Source organism: Ruminococcus sp. YE282 (assembly GCA_900101355.1).
In the GTDB taxonomy this organism is placed as follows: domain Bacteria; phylum Bacillota; class Clostridia; order Oscillospirales; family Acutalibacteraceae; genus Ruminococcoides; species Ruminococcoides bromii_A.
In genome coordinates this window covers 63720-80227 of record FMUV01000004.1, presented here as the reverse complement: position 1 = coordinate 80227, position 16508 = coordinate 63720, and the positions used below count along the sequence as shown (strand labels likewise).

The window sequence follows — 16508 nt, the reverse complement described above, 5'->3', positions numbered from 1 at the left end:
CGATGTTCGCCCTTACAATGTTAAATATTATTAGTAGTCTGAAAAATCTAATATTGACTTACAGACATTTACTGAATTTTATATCAAATCCTTCCGCCTAAGGGCGAGGGACATCTGCACTTAGGTTATATACAAATATTATCTGCGTAATCGTCAAAAATATTTTGTATATTCATCAAACAATCAATTGTCCGATATTGCCCAAATATGCACTATGATTATATTTTCATAAATCAGTCACGATATTCCTCGATAGTATAAACCTCGAACATATCGCCTTCCTTGAGGTCGTTAAATTTTTCAAGTCCGATACCGCACTCGTAGCCCTCGTTAACCTCTTTAACCGCGTCCTTAAAGCGCTGGAGAGAAGCAATCTTATCTTCAGCAATAACAATACCGTCACGAATAACTCTTACTCCGCCGCCGCGCTGAATCTTGCCGCTCTTTACATAAGAACCTGCGATGGTGCCGACCGACTTAATCTTGATTACGTTGCGGCACTCAGCCATACCGAGAACAACTTCACGCTGTTTTGGCGCAAGCATACCCTTCATAGCTGATTCAATCTCGTTAATGCAATCGTAAATTACGCTGTAAAGGCGCATATCAACACCTGCACGCTCTGCGTTTTCGGCAGCAACCGCATCGGGACGAACGTTAAATCCAACGATAATTGCGGAAGACGCCTCGGCAAGCATTACATCGGATTCGTTAATTGCACCGACTGCGCCGTGAATTACGTTTACTCTTACCTCATCATTTGAAAGCTTAACAAGCGACTGGGTAACCGCCTCAACAGAACCCTGTACGTCTGCTTTAACAATAATTTGAAGTTCCTTAACCTCGCCGAGTTTCATCTGGTCAAACAGGTTATCAAGAGTAACCTTTGTCTGAGCGTTAAACACTTCTTCTTTCTTTGCCGACTTTCTCTGGTCTGCAAGAGTACGTGCAAGGCGTTCGTCCTTTACTGCGTCAAAGGTGTCGCCGCCTGTCGGAACTTCGTCAAGACCTGTGATTTCAACAGGAACCGACGGCCCCGCTTCTTTTACTCTTTCGCCCTTGTCGTTTGTCATTACTCTTACTCTGCCCACACTTGTGCCGGCAATGATTGTATCACCCTTATGAAGCGTACCGTTCTGAACGAGCACGGTAGCAACAGGACCTCTGCCCTTGTCAAGTCTTGCCTCAATAACAGTACCTTTTGCGGCTCTGTCGGGATTAGCCTTAAGCTCTTTCATTTCTGCAACAAGAGTAACCATTTCAAGCAAGTCGTCAAGACCTTCTTTTGTCTTTGCAGAAACAGGAATACACGGTGTGTCGCCGCCCCACTCTTCCGGGATAAGCTCGTGCTCTGTCAGCTGCTGTTTAACAAGCTCAGGATTTGCGCCGTCTTTATCCATCTTATTAATTGCAACAATTACCGAAACTCCGGCTGCCTTTGCGTGATGAATAGCCTCAATTGTCTGCGGCATAATACCGTCGTCCGCAGCAACAACAAGGATTGCAATATCCGTTACCTGTGCGCCTCTTGCACGCATAGTTGTAAATGCCTCATGTCCAGGTGTATCAAGAAAAGTAATCGGTTTGCCGTTAATCATTACCCTGTACGCACCGATGTGCTGTGTAATTCCGCCTGCTTCTCCTGCTGTTACGTTTGCATGGCGAATTGCGTCAAGAATAGAAGTTTTACCGTGGTCAACGTGACCCATAACAACAACTACCGGTGCTCTGCCGACAAGATTTGCCTCGTCGTCTTCGCTGTCGTCGATAAGCTGTTCTTCAATTGTAACAACAACTTCCTTTTCTACCTTAGCATGGAACTCCATTGCAATAAGTGAAGCTGTGTCAAAATCTATTGTATCGGTTGCGGTAACCATTGTTCCCATAAGGAATGCCTTTTTAACGACCTCGGCAACCGTTGCCTTAAGTCTGAGAGCAAGCTCTGAAACCAAAATTTCATCAGGAATCTGAACTGTAATAGGCTTCTGCTTACGCTCAAGGGCAATACGCTTCAAACGCTCTGCCTCGGTTTCTCTTCTGCCCTGACGTCTGCCTTTTTGGCGCTGTGAACGGTTAGAAAATTTCTGCTTCTTTATCGTATTGTCCGTATTACGCATTTTTGAGCTGTCGCTCGCCATATCGTCATACTTAGAATTATATTTGTCAACATTGATATTGCTTGTACGTGTATCAATTACTCTGCGCTTTCTCTGTACAGACTCTTCGCTCTTAATCTCTACCTGCTTTTCTTCTTTCTTAGGAGCTTCCGTTTTCTGAGCAGGTTCAGGCTTTGCATTTTCCTTGTTATCTTTTACATTTTTGCTGTTGTTATCTTTCTTTCCGCTCTTTTCGTCGGTTGTATTCTTGCTCTTTTCGGGCTTTTCGGACTTAGCGGGCTTTGAAACCTCACCGTCAAGCTTTTCGTTGCGTGCAGCAAAGTATGAATCGAAATTTTCAACATTATTTTTCTTAGTCATAACATCAAAAATTACGTCAAGCTCACTTTCGTCAAGAGAAGCCATTGTCTTTTTGTTTACGCCGCAGTATTTTTCAAGAATCTCGGTAATCTCTTTATTCTGAACCCCCAAATCCGACGCTACATCCTTAACCTTATATTTTATCATATAATTCTCCTCTCTGTTCATCTTGAATAAGTCCGACAAGCTTATCGGCAAAGCCTCTGTCTTCTACCGACAGGACTCCGCACAATTTGCCCAGCGAATGACTAAGCTCGTCTTTGCTTCTGTGTATGTCAAATGCATTTACATTGCTTTGCTTGGCCTGCTCCAAAACAGGTTTCAAACTGTTATGAGAAAAATCCTCGGCATATAAAATCAGTACCGATTTGTGCTTTTGCATAGACTCAATTGACGGCTCGGCGCCAATTGCAAGTTTTCCCGCACGCCGACACAAACCGAGAAGCGACAATATTTTGTCAGTCATAATATCCCCTTTTCTGTGTCAAGTTTATTTATTTTAATAAGTGCAACTGAGCGTTAGCTCTTCAAAATATCAGCAAGATATAACTCCTGAAATTTTGATATTGCGTCCTCCGCCTTAGAGACAGCGGATTCGCAATTAAGTTATGTTTTCAAGTTCCGTTCTGAGCTGTTCGTATATTTCTTCGGGAATTTTACACGACAGCGAACGCTCTATCCTGTGAGCCTTGTGGGCTTTTTCAAGACATTCTGCGCTTTTGCACACATATGCGCCCCTGCCGGATTTTTTGCCCGTAAGGTCAAGCGAAATTTCTCCGCTTGCGGTTATCTCTCCGTTTTCATCCTTTACATTGGGAGACTTAACAACCCTTATAAGCTCTGTTTTAGGCTTCATTTCCATACAGCCTGTGCATTTTCGCATCGGTACTTTTTTCATCTTATCACCTTTTTAAAGGATTATGCTATTTAAAAAGCAAATGTAAAAACAATTATTCTTCTGAGCTTTCAACAGCTTCTTCTGTGTTTTCGGCTTCGGTATTCTCAGGAACTTCATCCTGCTTTTCATCTTCGTCCTCATCTTCGCCAAAGAATCCGCTTTCGGGACGAATGTCAATTCTCCAGCCTGTAAGTCTTGCCGCAAGACGTGCATTCTGACCTTTGTTGCCGATTGCAAGTGAAAGCTGTCCGTCAGGCACGGTAGCCTTACAGCTCTTCTTTTCTTCGTCAACAATTTCAACCTTGCACACGGTAGCGGGCGAAAGGGCGGCGGAAATGTACTTTTCAGGCTCGTCACTGTATTCTATGATATCAATTTTTTCTCCGCCAAGCTCCTCAACAATTTTGTTTACACGCGCACCCTTCGGTCCTATGCAGGCACCGATAGCGTCAATGTCGGGATTGTTGCTCTTTACAGCCATCTTGGTTCTTGAACCGGCTTCTCTTGATACTGATTTTATTTCAACAATTCCGTCAAAAATTTCAGGAACTTCCTGCTCAAACATACGTCTTACAAATCCCGGGTGAGTTCTTGATATAATTGCTTGAGGACCTCTGTCGTTATCCTTAACGTCGGCAATATAAACCTTTATATGGTCGCCCTCTTTGAGGTTTTCATAACCAAGCTGCTCGCTTTTCGGAAGCATTGCCTCGCTTTTGCCGATTTTAATTGTTGCAACACCGTTTTTCGGGTCAATTCTTTCAACGGTTGCGGTAACAATCTCGCCGAGCTTGCTCTGGAACTCAATAAGAGTCTGTCCCTTTTCACCGGCACGGATTCCCTGACGAATTACGTTTCTTGCAGAAGAAACTGCGATTCTTCCAAGGTGCTTTGTATCAAGCGGGACTTCAATTTCATCGCCGATTTCAACCCTTTTTCTTTTGTTGATTTCCTGGGCGTCCTCAAGCGATATTTCAAAATTCGGGTCATAAACTTCGTCAACAACTGTCTTTTTAAGCTTAGCGTCAAACAAATTCTTCTCCGGGTCAACCTTGAACACTACGCTCTCGTTGCCGCCGTAGTTATTCTTGCAGGCAATTTCAATTGCCTTTTCAATCTGCTGGAGCATATAATCCATTGTAATATTTTTTTCTTTTTCAAACATTCTCAGCGCTTCAAAAAGGTCCTTGTTAGTCATTTTCCAAATCATCCTTTACAAAATTAATCAAAATCATCAAGTTTAATCCAAACAGCATCTTTTTTGCTGATAGTAACTTCGTTTTCGTCCGAATGGTCACGGATTGTAACCATTCCGTCATCATAGGATTTCAGCACACCCTTAAATTCCTTGCCGATACCGTCAATAGGCACACGCATTTTTACCATAATATCTGCGCCGATAAACTGTTCAAAATGTTCGTCACGGATAAGTTCACGCTCAATTCCCGGCGAACAAACTTCAAGACAATAGGCATTTTCAATTGGGTCCAGCTCGTCAAGAGGCTCATTGACTGCACGGGAAACAGTTTCACAATCGTTAATATCAACGCCGCCGTCTTTGTCAATATAAATTCTCAGAAACCAGCCGGCTCCCTCCTTGACGTAACGAACGTCCCAAAGCGACAACCCAAGCTCATTTATAATCGGCTCACAAAGTTGTCTTACCTTTGACACGGTAACTCCGCCCTTGCTCTTTGCCATATGATACCTCCTAAAGCAAAATAATAAATACAAAGGAGCGGGTTTGCTGCCCACTCCTTAGTCTAAAATATTCAACATTAAAATTATAACACCGATTTTAGGCGTTATCAAGTGTTTTTTGCATTATTTGATGTAAATTTTAAAAATTTTTCAAAATTTTTTCAAAAAACATTTGAAATTATCAATCAAATATGATATGATAACTTTCGGACGTTGTGTTTATACAAAATGCCGCATCACAATTTAATATGCTGATATAGCTCAGGAGGTAGAGTGCGTCCTTGGTAAGGACGAGGTCACGGGTTCAAATCCCGTTATCAGCTCCACAGCGAAACGCAGTAAATAAGCTAAAGTTACTAAAAACGACTTATTTACTGTGTTTTTTTATACTTGTTTTTGATTATAAAAAATGCAAAACGATTATAAAAAATATTTTTTGATATAAAATGGAACACTTTTGCTGTTACATAATCAAATATTAAAAACATTTAAATATTTAATATAAAAACCTCCTATGACAGTTTATTTTGTTCTGTCATAGGAGACTTTTTTCTGTTGTGTTTTTTAACGGATTTATGTATTTTTCTATTGTCCGTTTTTGCGGACTTGTTCATCCTTTACCGCCGCTTGCCTAAATCAATATTTATTTTTGAGTTACCTCGACTATTTACTAAAACTTCTTTTAACACTCAAAGACATTAAACCAAAACAGAAAGCCGTATTAGGAATCTTTATCCAATACGGCTTATAATTTTATCTGAAATAAATAATTTCAAAATTTTTCTTAATTTTGCTTACTATTTAGGCAAATCAAAGTATTACAGAGTACCGAAGATTCTGTCGCCTGCGTCACCCAAACCCGGACAAATATATGCGTCCTTGTTGAGGCATCTGTCAAGACAGCCAACATAAAGCTGAATATCGGGGTGTGCCTTCATAAGTTCGCTTACACCCTCCGGAGCAGCAATAATTGACATAAACTTGATTCTTTTGCCGCCGTGCTGTTTGATGTAATCAACAGCCGCAACAGCAGAACCGCCTGTTGCAAGCATTGGGTCAACAACAACAATCTGGCGCTGGTCGATTTTTTCGGGAAGTTTGCAGTAATACTCGTGAGGCTCATGAGTTACCGGGTCACGATATAAACCGATATGACCTACCTTTGCGGTAGGAACAAGAGCCAAAATGCCGTTTACCATTCCAAGTCCGGCTCTCAAAACCGGAACAACAGCAAGCTTTTTGCCTGCAATAACAGGCTGAACGGTTTCTTCAATCGGAGTTTTTACGGATATTTCCTCTGTCGGCAAATCCGAAAGAGCCTCATATCCCATTAACATCGCAATTTCTTCGATAAGCTTGCGAAATTCTCCGGTTGTGGTGGTTTCTTTGCGCAAAATAGTAATTTTGTGTTTTATTAACGGATGCGTCATATATAAAACTGACATTTCCATTCCTGCCCTTCTTTATTATTTTATAGGTTCTCCTATATTAAATTCACATAACTTTTTTGATTTTTCTGAATTAAGACATAGAATTTACAATACAATATGAAATTTATTCAAGTCTCTATACGCTCAAAAATTTGCTTTCAAAAATTCAACAATCTTTTCAAACTGCATTGAGTGCGAAGCCTTGACAAGCACGGTATCACCGTCTTTTATCTGCGACAAAATCTCAGGTTTTGCCGATTCAATATCCGCAAACCACTTTCCTTTTGCGCCCTTTGCCAACTCTTTTGACAACTCGCCTATTGATATTACAACATCCGATTTCGACTTTGCATACACACCCGTATCAAAGTGAAGCTTTAAATCCTCTTTGCCAAGCTCTTTCATATCTCCGAGAACAGCAATTTTTCTTCCGTCAAAGTTTGACAGTGTATCAAGAGAAGCCTTAACCGATGTTGGATTGGCATTGTAACAATCGTCAATAATTCTGATTCTTCCCGTGTTAATCACGTGTGCACGGCTTCCCACTGTCTTATACGCTTCAACTCCGCTTTTGAGCTGCTCATCGCTCAGCCCCAAAATTCTGCCGACTGCAACGGCTGCAAGAGCATTGGAAACCATATAGTTACCGATTGCGGGAATTACAACGTCAAATTTGTCGCCGTCGGCACAAAGCGTACAGCTTACGCCGCCCTCACCGTTATTTTTAATATTCTCTGCATAATATCTGTTGCTGTTTTTAAGTCCGAAAAAAATAGGCTTTTTGCCGTTCACATCGGTAATTTGTGCAAGTTTGTCGTCATCGCCGTTCAGCACAAATTCAGCATTATCTGCGGCAAATTTAAACATTTCTGTCTTTGCTTTGCAAACTCCGTCACGGTCGCCTAAATTTTCAAGATGACAGCAACCTATAATTGTCAGAACACAAACGGTAGGCTGAACAATCTGAGCAAGTCTTGACATTTCGCCAAAATCAGAAATTCCCATTTCAATTACAGCGGCTTCTGTGTTCTCCGGCATTGAAAGAATTGTAAGCGGCACACCGAGCTCGTTATTGAGGTTACCCTCTGTTTTATGGGTCTTAAATTTTTGAGAAAGCACGGCATAGAGCATTTCTTTTGTTGAAGTTTTGCCAACGCTGCCCGACACGCCGACTATCGGAATATTAAACTTTTCACGGTAAGCCTTGGCAATCTTCTTAACCGCTTCAAGAGTGGAATCAACTAAAATATAAGGTTTTTGAACATTAATCGGAGGTTTTTTGCAAACAGCACAGCAAGCTCCGCTTTCAAAACATTTTTCGATATAATCGTGACCGTCAACACGTTCTCCTTTTATTGCAAGAAAAAGCGAACCGTCTTTTATGCAGCGGCTGTCACGTTCAACCGACGTGATGCACAACTGCTTTTTTTCTGCGTCTCCGACATATTTTCCGCCGCACGCCGCAGCAATTTCTTCAAGTGTAAATGGTTTCATTTTTTACTCCGAAATAACCAGAAATATGATTGCTAAATCATCTGATTCAAGAATTTATTTTTTGTTAAGTGAGATTTCAATTATTTTTTCGCACAAATCGGCATAGCTCATGCCCTCAACCGCAGCCTCCTGAGGAAGCAGGCTTGTCGGAGTCATTCCCGGCAAGGTGTTGGCTTCAAGGCAGTATGCCTCGCCGTTTTCATCAAGAATGAAGTCAATTCTTGCATAATTTTCAAGATAAAGCGCCTTGTATGCGGCTTCGGCAGACTCACGCAATTTTTTGTCGGTTGCTTCGTCAATATCGGCAGGACAAATTTCCAACGTTGCGCCTGCCTGATACTTTGCGGCATAATCATAAAATCCGGATTTCGGAATAATTTCAATCGGTGGCAAAGCCCTTCCGCCGAGCAAACCTACGGAGAATTCTCTTCCCTTAACAAACTGCTCAACAACAATCTCGTTTTCGCCGTATCCAAAGGCTTCTTTTACCGACTTAACATATTCTTCCTTGTTGTTAGCGGCGGTTATTCCAACGCTTGAACCGCCTGAACACGGTTTTACAACACAGGGGAAAGTATTCCATTTTTCAGCTTCCTGTGCTGACTTAAACACTTCGCCCTTTGGCGTAAGAACCTTGTTTTGCACAAGAACGCTTTTGGTAAGTCCTTTGTGCATACCGAGTGCAGAACCAAGATAGCCCGAACCCGTGTATTTTACTCCGAGCAAGTCAAATGCAGCCTGAATCTGACCGTTTTCGCCCTCGCCGCCGTGAAGCGCAAGAAAAGTAATGTCGGCATAACTGCAAATTTCAATAACATTGCTGCCGATAAATCTGTCCGACTTATCAAGACGATTTTCCTTAACCTCGCTTATATCGGAAATTTTTTCTCCGACATTTATCTTATCAACAAAACTGTAATTATTTTTGAACAAAGCGTCAATATCGCAGATATTTTCTTCATAACCTGTAAATACATCAAGCAAAACGACCTCGTGTCCCTTTTTTCTGAGTGCGTCAGCAACCAAAATACCTGATGAAATTGAAACATCACGCTCTGTGCTGAGTCCGCCTGCAAGAACAACAATTCTCATAAAAATACCCCTGTTTCATATTACAAATTTACTTCTAATATTAAAAATTTTTACTCTTATACATTATAATATCATATCGCATCTATTGCAAGCATTTTTTGACGTGGCAAAGATGTCGGATTGTATCAAATGATTTTGAAAATTCCCGAATATACTTAATCAAATAACTTAAAAGTACAAAGAAAATTAAACTTTTAAACTTTTTATCGAAAAAATTAAAGCCCCGCAAAAAGCAGAGCCTTAAAATGTTAAATAAACGCGGAGTTGTATGTATCAATTTAAAAAGTAACTAATTAAATATTTGCAGTCATCCCGACAAGCCCTGTATTTTGATAACCACCGACAATATATTTTTGAATCAAAGTTACATCAAAAGCTGAAATTTCACCGTCACCATCCACATCGGCAAGAACTTTTTGGTTATTGTCAAGAGTGGTAATATCGGCAATTGCCTTTTGAATTAACGTAGTGTCTTCAACCGTGATTTTGATGTATTTTGTGCAAAGGTCTATAATCTTAGTACAAATACCTCTCGCCACGAAGTAACGAGAAAATTACAGTCATTTAACAAAAGTTATTGTCCTCACACCAAATTTCCCTTTGCATATCTTATAAATCAGTTATAGGCTCACCCCTTTAAAGATAAACCGGGGGGATTACTCAGATTTAAATAAAAGTTGCTGTATTAATAAAGCTTATAAAAACAAGCGGTAGCTTTATAACTACCGCTTGTCTAATCAAGTACTCATTTCTTCAGAATTACCCAAACTATTGACATTGAGCCTCTTTATTCGAGGGTTTTCAAAATCCTGATAGTGACAGCATAAATTACAGCCGACAAATTCGGGCATAAAAACTTCGATAAGGTTCGATAAAATACTGAATTTGGACAAAAAATAAGACAGTTGATTCCAACTGTCTTGGTGCCGGTGACCGGACTTGAACCGGTACGGAGTATTAGTCCGAGGGATTTTAAGTCCCTTGTGTCTGCCTATTCCACCACACCGGCATAAAGTTTGGTGACCCGGACGAGAATCGAACTCGTGTTACCGCCGTGAAAGGGCGGTGTCTTAACCGCTTGACCACCGGGCCAGATATGGTAGCGGAAATAGGACTTGAACCTACGACACTTCGGGTATGAACCGAATGCTCTAGCCAGCTGAGCTATTCCGCCATGTTTTTGCCGATACTTAAAATCAGCAAGTTCTATTATATTGTAAGAAGTCCGTTTTGTCAATACTTTTTTGCAAATTTTTTAAATTTTTTTATTTTTGTCAAAATGACTGAAAAATATCCATAAAATTTAATTACTGCCGTATTCCGAAAGATTCCATTCTTCCTTTAATTCATCTTTAATTGGGAATACTCTAAACAACAGAACATTGTTTTTGCTGTCATTCTTATCCTCTTTTGTGCTCAAAGAAAACACAAATCCCTGATACCAAATTGAGTCGGAACTTTCGGTAGTGATTCGATAAAAAATATTCTGCAAAAATTCTTCGCTGCCGCTTGGAAACTGACATGCGGCTTCTGCCATAATCGCCGCCTTTTTTATCGTCTGATTACCATTTTCTGCGTTGTCTTCCTGCGCCATAAACTTGCTTGTTGTGGTGCCGCAGCCGATATTAAGAAGCTTTTGGCTTTCAACCTCAACGGTTGCCGTATAATTTATGTCTTTGTCGTCATAGTAATAGTATTGGATTTTCACGCCGTTATTATCATTAACGGCTTCACCGTTTTTCTTCCAGCCGCCGACGCTCAGCTTTTCGTCATTTCCGAGGCTGTTTTGAATATTATTATATTTTTCAACAAAACCTTCAAGCGTAAGAGAAAATCGCTTTCCGTTTACATTATCGCTGTCTTCTGTTGAATTTAGGTTCTGTGCAGGATAAATTTCGTCATTTGACGCAGACTGCGTCGGTTGTTCAATATTCAGTTTGCTGTCGTTTGTGTTGCAGGCAGAAAAACCAACTGCTCCGCATATCATTGAGAAAATTGTAAGAATTGAAACTAATCTTTTCATATGCTGCCTCATATTGAACCAATAGTTTGCAGGGCGGATATTTCTATCCGCCCGATTTATTGTCTTGTTAAAATCAGAACAATACCCTTGATTTGCTTACAAAAATCTTAGCGTACACGCAATTGCAAGCGGTGCAAGGGCATTATCTCCTCAGCGTTTCCGTGTAAAATTATAAAATTACGCTGAAATTTTGATGTGCCACTCACCTTATAGGTGAAAAAATCTTTAACTGTATTTATTATTCCGCTGTATTCTCTTCAACCGTTTCAGCTTCGGATTCTGTTGATTAATCATCTGTCGGTTCTTCGGAAACATCCTCGTCTGAATCACCGTCCTCGGCTTCGTGAGGAGCACGTGCAACCGTAACAACCTTATCGCCGTCACCGATTTTCATAACGGTAACGCCCTTTGACGGACGCGAACAAATTCTGATTGATTCGGCGGCGATTCTTATAATAATGCCGTCCTGCGAAATAATGATAATATCATCGTCGAGGTCAACAACCTTAATTGCGGCAACATCACCGTATTTTTCAACGTGGTAGTTGGTAAGGCCCTTACCGCCACGGCTTTGAACACGGTAATCATCAGGGCTTGAAAGTCTGCCGTAGCCTGTTTCAGAAACGGTAAGAACATATCCGCCCTCACGGACAACACTCATTCCTACGACAACATCGCCCTCTTTCAGGCTAAGTGCCTTAACGCCCCTTGCCTGTCTTCCCATGGCACGTACGTCGGTTTCCTTAAAGCGAATTGCAACACCCTTTTTGGTTGCAACAATAACCTGGTCATTGCCGTCGGTCATTCTAACCCAAGCAAGCTCGTCGCCCTCGTTAAGTTCAAGAGCAATCAGTCCGCCCTTGCGTGCCGTGTTATAAGCATTAAGGGAAATTCTCTTGATAATTCCCTGGCGTGTAACCATAATCAAATATTTTTCTTCGTCAAACTCCGGCACTCTTATCATTGACGTAACGTTCTCATTCGAAGCAAGCGGAAGAAGGTTTGCAATGTTAATACCCTTTGACTGTCTGCTGCCCTCGGGAACCTCATAGCATTTGAGTCTGTAAACTCTGCCCTTGTCTGTAAAAAACAGCACATAATCGTGAGAATTGATGATAAACATTTCGGTGGCAACGTCCTCTTCACGCCTTGACATTCCCGAAACGCCTCGTCCGCCTCTGCGCTGAATTTTGTAGGTATCAACGGCAAGACGTTTTACGTAGCCGAAACGTGTAAGCGTAAGCACACATTCCTCCTGCGGAATAAGGTCTTCAATATCAACCTCGCCGCTTACCGCGCAAATCTCTGTTCTTCTTGGGTCAGCATACTTGTTGCGAATTGCAATAAGCTCTTCCTTAACAATTTCAAGCTTTCTTGTTTCGCTTTCAAGTATTTCAATATATTCTTTAATTTTTGCCTGCAAAGCTGCAATTTCTTCCTCTATCCTTGTACGCTCCATATTTGTGAGCTGTCCGAGACGCATCTGAACAATTGCCTGCGCCTGAACCTCATCAAGCCTGAATCTCTCCATAAGGGCAGCTCTTGCGCTCGGCAAATCCTTGCTGCGGCGAATAATTGCAATAACTTCGTCAATATAGTCTATTGCAACCTTTAAGCCTTCAAGAATGTGAGCCCTGTCCTGAGCCTTTTTCAGGTCAAACTCAGTACGTCTGCGGATAATTTCTTCCTGAAAGTCAATATAGCATTTGAGCATATCCTTGAGAGTCAAAATTTTTGGCTCTCCGTCAACAATTGCAAGCATAATTGCGCCAAAAGTTGTCTGAAGCTGTGTATATGAAAACAATTGATTCAGCACAATTTCGGGAGATGCGTCACGTTTAACGTCAATTTCAATATGCATACCGATTCTGTCGGAATGGTCTTCAATGTTTGAGATTCCCTCAATGCGCTTGTCTTTTACAAGATTTGCGATATTCTCAATAAGTCTTGCCTTGTTTACCTTGTAAGGAAGCTCGGTTACAATAATCTTATATCTTCCGTTTTTAGCCTCGACTATTTCTGTTCTGGCACGAACGGTTATTTTTCCTCTTCCTGTTGCATATGCAGCCCTTATGCCGCTTCTGCCCATAATGATTCCGCCTGTCGGAAAGTCAGGACCGGGCATATACTCCATAAGTTCTGCAACTTCGGCGTCAGGATTATCAATAAGGGCACAGACTGCGTCTATTGTTTCGCCAAGATTATGCGGCGGAATCTCGGTTGCCATACCGACGGCAATACCGCTTGAGCCGTTTACAAGCAGGTTAGGAAAACGGCTTGGAAGCACAACAGGCTCTTTAAGTCTGTCATCATAGTTCGGAATAAAATCTACCGTATCTTTGTTAATATCCGTGAGCATATCCATTGCTATCTTGCTCATACGAGCCTCGGTATAACGATAGGCAGCAGGCGGGTCGCCGTCAACGGAACCAAAGTTTCCGTGACCGTCAACAAGCATATATCTCATTGAGAAATCCTGAGCAAGTCTAACCATTGCGTCGTAAACCGAAGCGTCACCGTGCGGGTGATAAGCACCAAGCACAGAACCAACCGTATCGGCACATTTATGATACGGCTTTGACGGTTCAAGACCTCTTTCATACATCGTGTAAAGAATACGGCGGTGAACAGGCTTTAGTCCGTCACGTACATCAGGCAAAGCTCTCGCAACAATTACACTCATAGAGTAATCAAGAAAGCTCTTGCGCATTTCCTGCCGCAAATCAACGTCGATTATCCTTTTTTCATTCTGCTGATCATTCATCTGTTCGTTATCCATTTTTTACCTCTTTTTCATATATGCTCAACGAAATTGCGCGGTAAATATCCTTTTAATGACAACTTTGTTATCCTGTATATTAAAAAATAATAAAATATGCCATTTTATTCAAAATACTTAATATTCTGATTTATCTTTTCATAAAGCTCAGGCAAACGCTTTTTGACGTTGCACGGCTTGAAAGTTTTTGCGTCAACAAACGCGTGCTGAGTCGAACCGTAGCCAAGCTCGGTTTCTGTTCCGTCCTTGTTTATCCTTTTAACAGAGTATGAAAACTCAATCCTTGCGGCGGTCATCATTGTGCACCAAGTGCGGATAATAAGCTCATCGTCATAAAGAGCCGGAAGCCCGTAGTGACAGTTGAGATTTACAAGAGGCGTTATAATGCCTGATTTTTCCATATCTTTGTAATTAGTGCCGAACATTTTGATATAATCGGCTCTGCCCATTTCATACCATATCGGATAATTTGAATGATGAGCAATTTTCATTTGGTCGGTTTCGGCATAGCGAACCGTTAATTTTGTTCTTGAATGCATAATGTAACCTCCTTTTTGATTATCTGCGCTGTGCAGTTAAGAATATAATTAAACGTCCAAATTTTGAACATACTTGGCGTTCTGTTCAATAAACTCACGCCTCGGTTCAACCTTGTCGCCCATAAGAATTGTAAAGGTTTCGTCAGCCTCTTCGGCATCACTCAAATCAACCCTGAGCATAAGTCTTGAATCCGGGTTCATTGTGGTTTCCCAAAGCTGTTCGGAATCCATCTCACCAAGACCTTTGTATCGCTGAATTTCGGTTTTGCCCTCTGTCTGAGCCAAAATCTGGTCACGCTCCATATCGGAGTATGCATACTTATGGTCTTTGCCTTTTGAAATTCTGTAAAGCGGCGGCTGAGCAATATAAACATGACCAAGCTCAACCAAAGGACGCATATATCTGAAGAAAAATGTCAAAAGAAGCGTTCTGATGTGTGAACCGTCAACATCGGCATCCGCCATAATAATTACTTTGTCGTATCTTAGTTTTGATATATCAAATTCATCGCCGATTCCCGTGCCAAGCGCAGTAATAACCGGCATAAGCTTATCGTTTCCATAAACCTTGTCAATTCTTGCCTTTTCAACGTTAAGCATTTTTCCCCAAAGAGGAAGAATTGCCTGAATACGTCTGTCTCGTCCGCCCTTTGCGGAACCGCCAGCCGAATCACCCTCGACGATAAATATTTCGGTTTCGCTGCTGTCGCGCGACTGACAATCGGCAAGTTTTCCAGGAAGCTGGGCAGACTCAAGTGCAGATTTTCTTCTTACGCTCTCTCTTGCTTTTCGTGCGGCTTCTCTTGCTCTTGCGGAAGCAAGCGCTTTTTCAAAAATCGCCTTTGAAACCGCAGGATTTTCTTCAAGATAAGTCATAAGCTTGTCTCTTACAAGCTTATCTACCATTGCTCTTACCTCTGTGTTGCCGAGTTTTGCCTTAGTCTGTCCCTCAAACTGCGCCTCTTTAAGCTTAACGCTGATAACGGCTGTCAAACCCTCTCGAACGTCTTCGCCGCTGAGGTTTTTATCGTTATCCTTAAGCTTGCCGAACTTACGTGCATAATCGTTCATAACATAGGTCAGCGCACGCTTGAATCCCTCTTCGTGAGTACCGCCGTCGGTGGTATGAATGTTATTTGCAAACGTCAAAAGATTTTCGTTGTAGCTCTCGTTATACTGCATTGCAATTTCAACTGCAATTGTATCTTCAGGATTTCTTGCCGCAAAATATATTACGTCAGGGTGGATTACTTCAAGAGAACGCTTTTTGTGAATATACTCAACAAAGCTCTTAATTCCGCCCTCATACACAAAATTCTTTTTGATGATGTTTTCTTCATCACGTTCGTCTCTAAGCTCAATATGAACTCCCGCATTCAAAAATGCCTGCTCGCGCAAACGGCGTTCAAGCACCTCATATTCATAAACGGTGGATTCTTTAAATATTTCGGGGTCAGCCTTAAACCTGACCTCTGTGCCTCTTACGTCGGATTTTCCGATTTTTTCAAGAGGAGTAATTATTTTTCCTCTTTCATAACGCTGAAAATACACATCCTCGCCGTCGCACACCTTGACTTCAAGCCATTCCGAAAGTGCGTTTACAACCGAAGCGCCAACGCCGTGCAAGCCTCCGGAAACTTTGTATCCGCCGCCGCCGAATTTTCCGCCTGCGTGAAGCACGGTAAATACAACCGTTACCGCAGGAAGACCGGTTTTGCTGTTTACGCCGACAGGTATGCCTCGTCCGTTATCGGTAACTCGGATAATGTCGCCCTTTTCGATGACTACGTCAATCTTAGAGCAATAGCCCGCAAGAGCCTCGTCAATTGAATTATCTACAATTTCGTAAACAAGATGGTGTAATCCTCTCGGGCCCGTGGAACCGATATACATACCGGGGCGTTTTCTTACGGCTTCAAGTCCCTCAAGAACCTGAATTTCGTCAGCACCATATTCCTGTTCAACCTTGGTAATTACAATTTCTTCGTTAGAGTCAGTTGATTCAATCAATTCAGTAGTATCATTTACTTCGTTTTGTTCTGTCTGTTCAATCTTTTCATTATCCAAAATAATTA

13 protein-coding genes and 4 tRNA genes are annotated in these 16508 nt (G+C 41.6%); 1 reads left to right on the top strand and 16 read right to left on the bottom strand.

Annotation, left to right across the window (positions count from 1 at the left end):
* Window positions 1-233: 233 nt before the first annotated feature.
* The 5 genes from infB to rimP all read right to left on the bottom strand — a co-directional run bounded on the left by infB (window position 234) and on the right by rimP (window position 5076).
* A complete protein-coding gene (gene infB, locus BLP46_RS02785; protein WP_092975255.1) occupies window positions 234-2624 on the bottom strand; it encodes a translation initiation factor IF-2 in 2391 nt (796 codons plus the stop codon).
* A complete protein-coding gene (locus BLP46_RS02780) occupies window positions 2611-2943 on the bottom strand; it encodes a L7Ae/L30e/S12e/Gadd45 family ribosomal protein (RefSeq protein WP_092975252.1) in 333 nt (110 codons plus the stop codon). The genes infB and BLP46_RS02780 overlap by 14 nt, the downstream gene beginning before the upstream one ends.
* A gap of 135 nt (window positions 2944-3078) precedes the next feature.
* Window positions 3079-3375, bottom strand: a complete 297-nt coding sequence (rnpM, locus tag BLP46_RS02775; protein ID WP_092975249.1) for an RNase P modulator RnpM — start codon at window positions 3373-3375, stop codon at window positions 3079-3081.
* A 52-nt stretch (window positions 3376-3427) separates the two neighbouring features.
* Complete coding sequence (gene nusA / locus BLP46_RS02770) at window positions 3428-4573, bottom strand: transcription termination factor NusA (RefSeq protein WP_092975245.1); 1146 nt, start codon at window positions 4571-4573, stop codon at window positions 3428-3430.
* Window positions 4574-4596: 23 nt separating this feature from the next.
* Window positions 4597-5076, bottom strand: coding sequence for a ribosome maturation factor RimP (gene rimP / locus BLP46_RS02765; RefSeq protein ID WP_092975242.1), 480 nt, complete (start codon window positions 5074-5076; stop codon window positions 4597-4599).
* Between the two features lie 250 nt (window positions 5077-5326).
* Between rimP and BLP46_RS02760 the strand changes: the two genes are divergently transcribed.
* Window positions 5327-5402: transfer RNA gene (locus BLP46_RS02760), tRNA-Thr, on the top strand.
* A gap of 492 nt (window positions 5403-5894) precedes the next feature.
* Here the strand turns inward: BLP46_RS02760 and upp are convergent.
* From upp to gyrB, 11 genes are all read right to left on the bottom strand, one after another.
* Window positions 5895-6521, bottom strand: a complete 627-nt coding sequence (upp, locus tag BLP46_RS02755) for a uracil phosphoribosyltransferase (protein WP_502685982.1) — start codon at window positions 6519-6521, stop codon at window positions 5895-5897.
* 129 nt (window positions 6522-6650) lie between these two features.
* Window positions 6651-8000, bottom strand: coding sequence for a UDP-N-acetylmuramoyl-tripeptide--D-alanyl-D-alanine ligase (locus BLP46_RS02750; RefSeq protein WP_092975235.1), 1350 nt, complete (start codon window positions 7998-8000; stop codon window positions 6651-6653).
* A 54-nt stretch (window positions 8001-8054) separates the two neighbouring features.
* Entirely contained in the window at window positions 8055-9092 is a 1038-nt protein-coding gene (locus BLP46_RS02745; RefSeq protein WP_092975232.1) for a D-alanine--D-alanine ligase family protein, read from the bottom strand.
* A 293-nt stretch (window positions 9093-9385) separates the two neighbouring features.
* Complete coding sequence (locus tag BLP46_RS02740) at window positions 9386-9631, bottom strand: dockerin type I repeat-containing protein (protein ID WP_092975228.1); 246 nt, start codon at window positions 9629-9631, stop codon at window positions 9386-9388.
* Window positions 9632-10013: 382 nt separating this feature from the next.
* Window positions 10014-10101: transfer RNA gene (locus tag BLP46_RS02735), tRNA-Leu, on the bottom strand.
* 8 nt (window positions 10102-10109) lie between these two features.
* Window positions 10110-10184, bottom strand: a tRNA-Glu gene (locus BLP46_RS02730).
* A gap of 5 nt (window positions 10185-10189) precedes the next feature.
* Window positions 10190-10266, bottom strand: a tRNA-Met gene (locus BLP46_RS02725).
* 129 nt (window positions 10267-10395) lie between these two features.
* Window positions 10396-11115: a hypothetical protein gene (locus tag BLP46_RS02720; RefSeq protein WP_092975225.1), complete on the bottom strand. Its 720-nt coding sequence runs from the start codon at window positions 11113-11115 to the stop codon at window positions 10396-10398.
* A gap of 286 nt (window positions 11116-11401) precedes the next feature.
* Window positions 11402-13894 carry a DNA gyrase subunit A gene (gene gyrA, locus BLP46_RS02715; protein ID WP_092975222.1) on the bottom strand — a complete coding sequence of 831 codons (2493 nt, stop codon included), beginning with the start codon at window positions 13892-13894 and terminating at the stop codon, window positions 11402-11404.
* Between the two features lie 104 nt (window positions 13895-13998).
* Window positions 13999-14433 carry an acyl-CoA thioesterase gene (locus BLP46_RS02710; protein ID WP_092975220.1) on the bottom strand — a complete coding sequence of 145 codons (435 nt, stop codon included), beginning with the start codon at window positions 14431-14433 and terminating at the stop codon, window positions 13999-14001.
* 48 nt (window positions 14434-14481) lie between these two features.
* On the bottom strand, window positions 14482-16443 hold the full coding sequence (gyrB, locus tag BLP46_RS02705) for a DNA topoisomerase (ATP-hydrolyzing) subunit B (RefSeq protein ID WP_502685984.1): 1962 nt from the start codon (window positions 16441-16443) through the stop codon (window positions 14482-14484).
* Window positions 16444-16508: the final 65 nt, after the last annotated feature.

Bases quoted from the DNA above. Each gene is read 5' to 3' on its own strand.
- infB (WP_092975255.1), bottom strand. From the start codon at position 2,624: ATGATAAAATATAAGGTTAAGGATGTAGCGTCGGATTTGGGGGTTCAG.
- BLP46_RS02780 (WP_092975252.1), bottom strand. From the start codon at position 2,943: ATGACTGACAAAATATTGTCGCTTCTCGGTTTGTGTCGGCGTGCGGGA.
- rnpM (WP_092975249.1), bottom strand. From the start codon at position 3,375: ATGAAAAAAGTACCGATGCGAAAATGCACAGGCTGTATGGAAATGAAG.
- nusA (WP_092975245.1), bottom strand. From the start codon at position 4,573: ATGACTAACAAGGACCTTTTTGAAGCGCTGAGAATGTTTGAAAAAGAA.
- rimP (WP_092975242.1), bottom strand. From the start codon at position 5,076: ATGGCAAAGAGCAAGGGCGGAGTTACCGTGTCAAAGGTAAGACAACTT.
- upp (WP_502685982.1), bottom strand. From the start codon at position 6,521: ATGTCAGTTTTATATATGACGCATCCGTTAATAAAACACAAAATTACT.
- BLP46_RS02750 (WP_092975235.1), bottom strand. From the start codon at position 8,000: ATGAAACCATTTACACTTGAAGAAATTGCTGCGGCGTGCGGCGGAAAA.
- BLP46_RS02745 (WP_092975232.1), bottom strand. From the start codon at position 9,092: ATGAGAATTGTTGTTCTTGCAGGCGGACTCAGCACAGAGCGTGATGTT.
- BLP46_RS02720 (WP_092975225.1), bottom strand. From the start codon at position 11,115: ATGAAAAGATTAGTTTCAATTCTTACAATTTTCTCAATGATATGCGGA.
- gyrA (WP_092975222.1), bottom strand. From the start codon at position 13,894: ATGGATAACGAACAGATGAATGATCAGCAGAATGAAAAAAGGATAATC.
- BLP46_RS02710 (WP_092975220.1), bottom strand. From the start codon at position 14,433: ATGCATTCAAGAACAAAATTAACGGTTCGCTATGCCGAAACCGACCAA.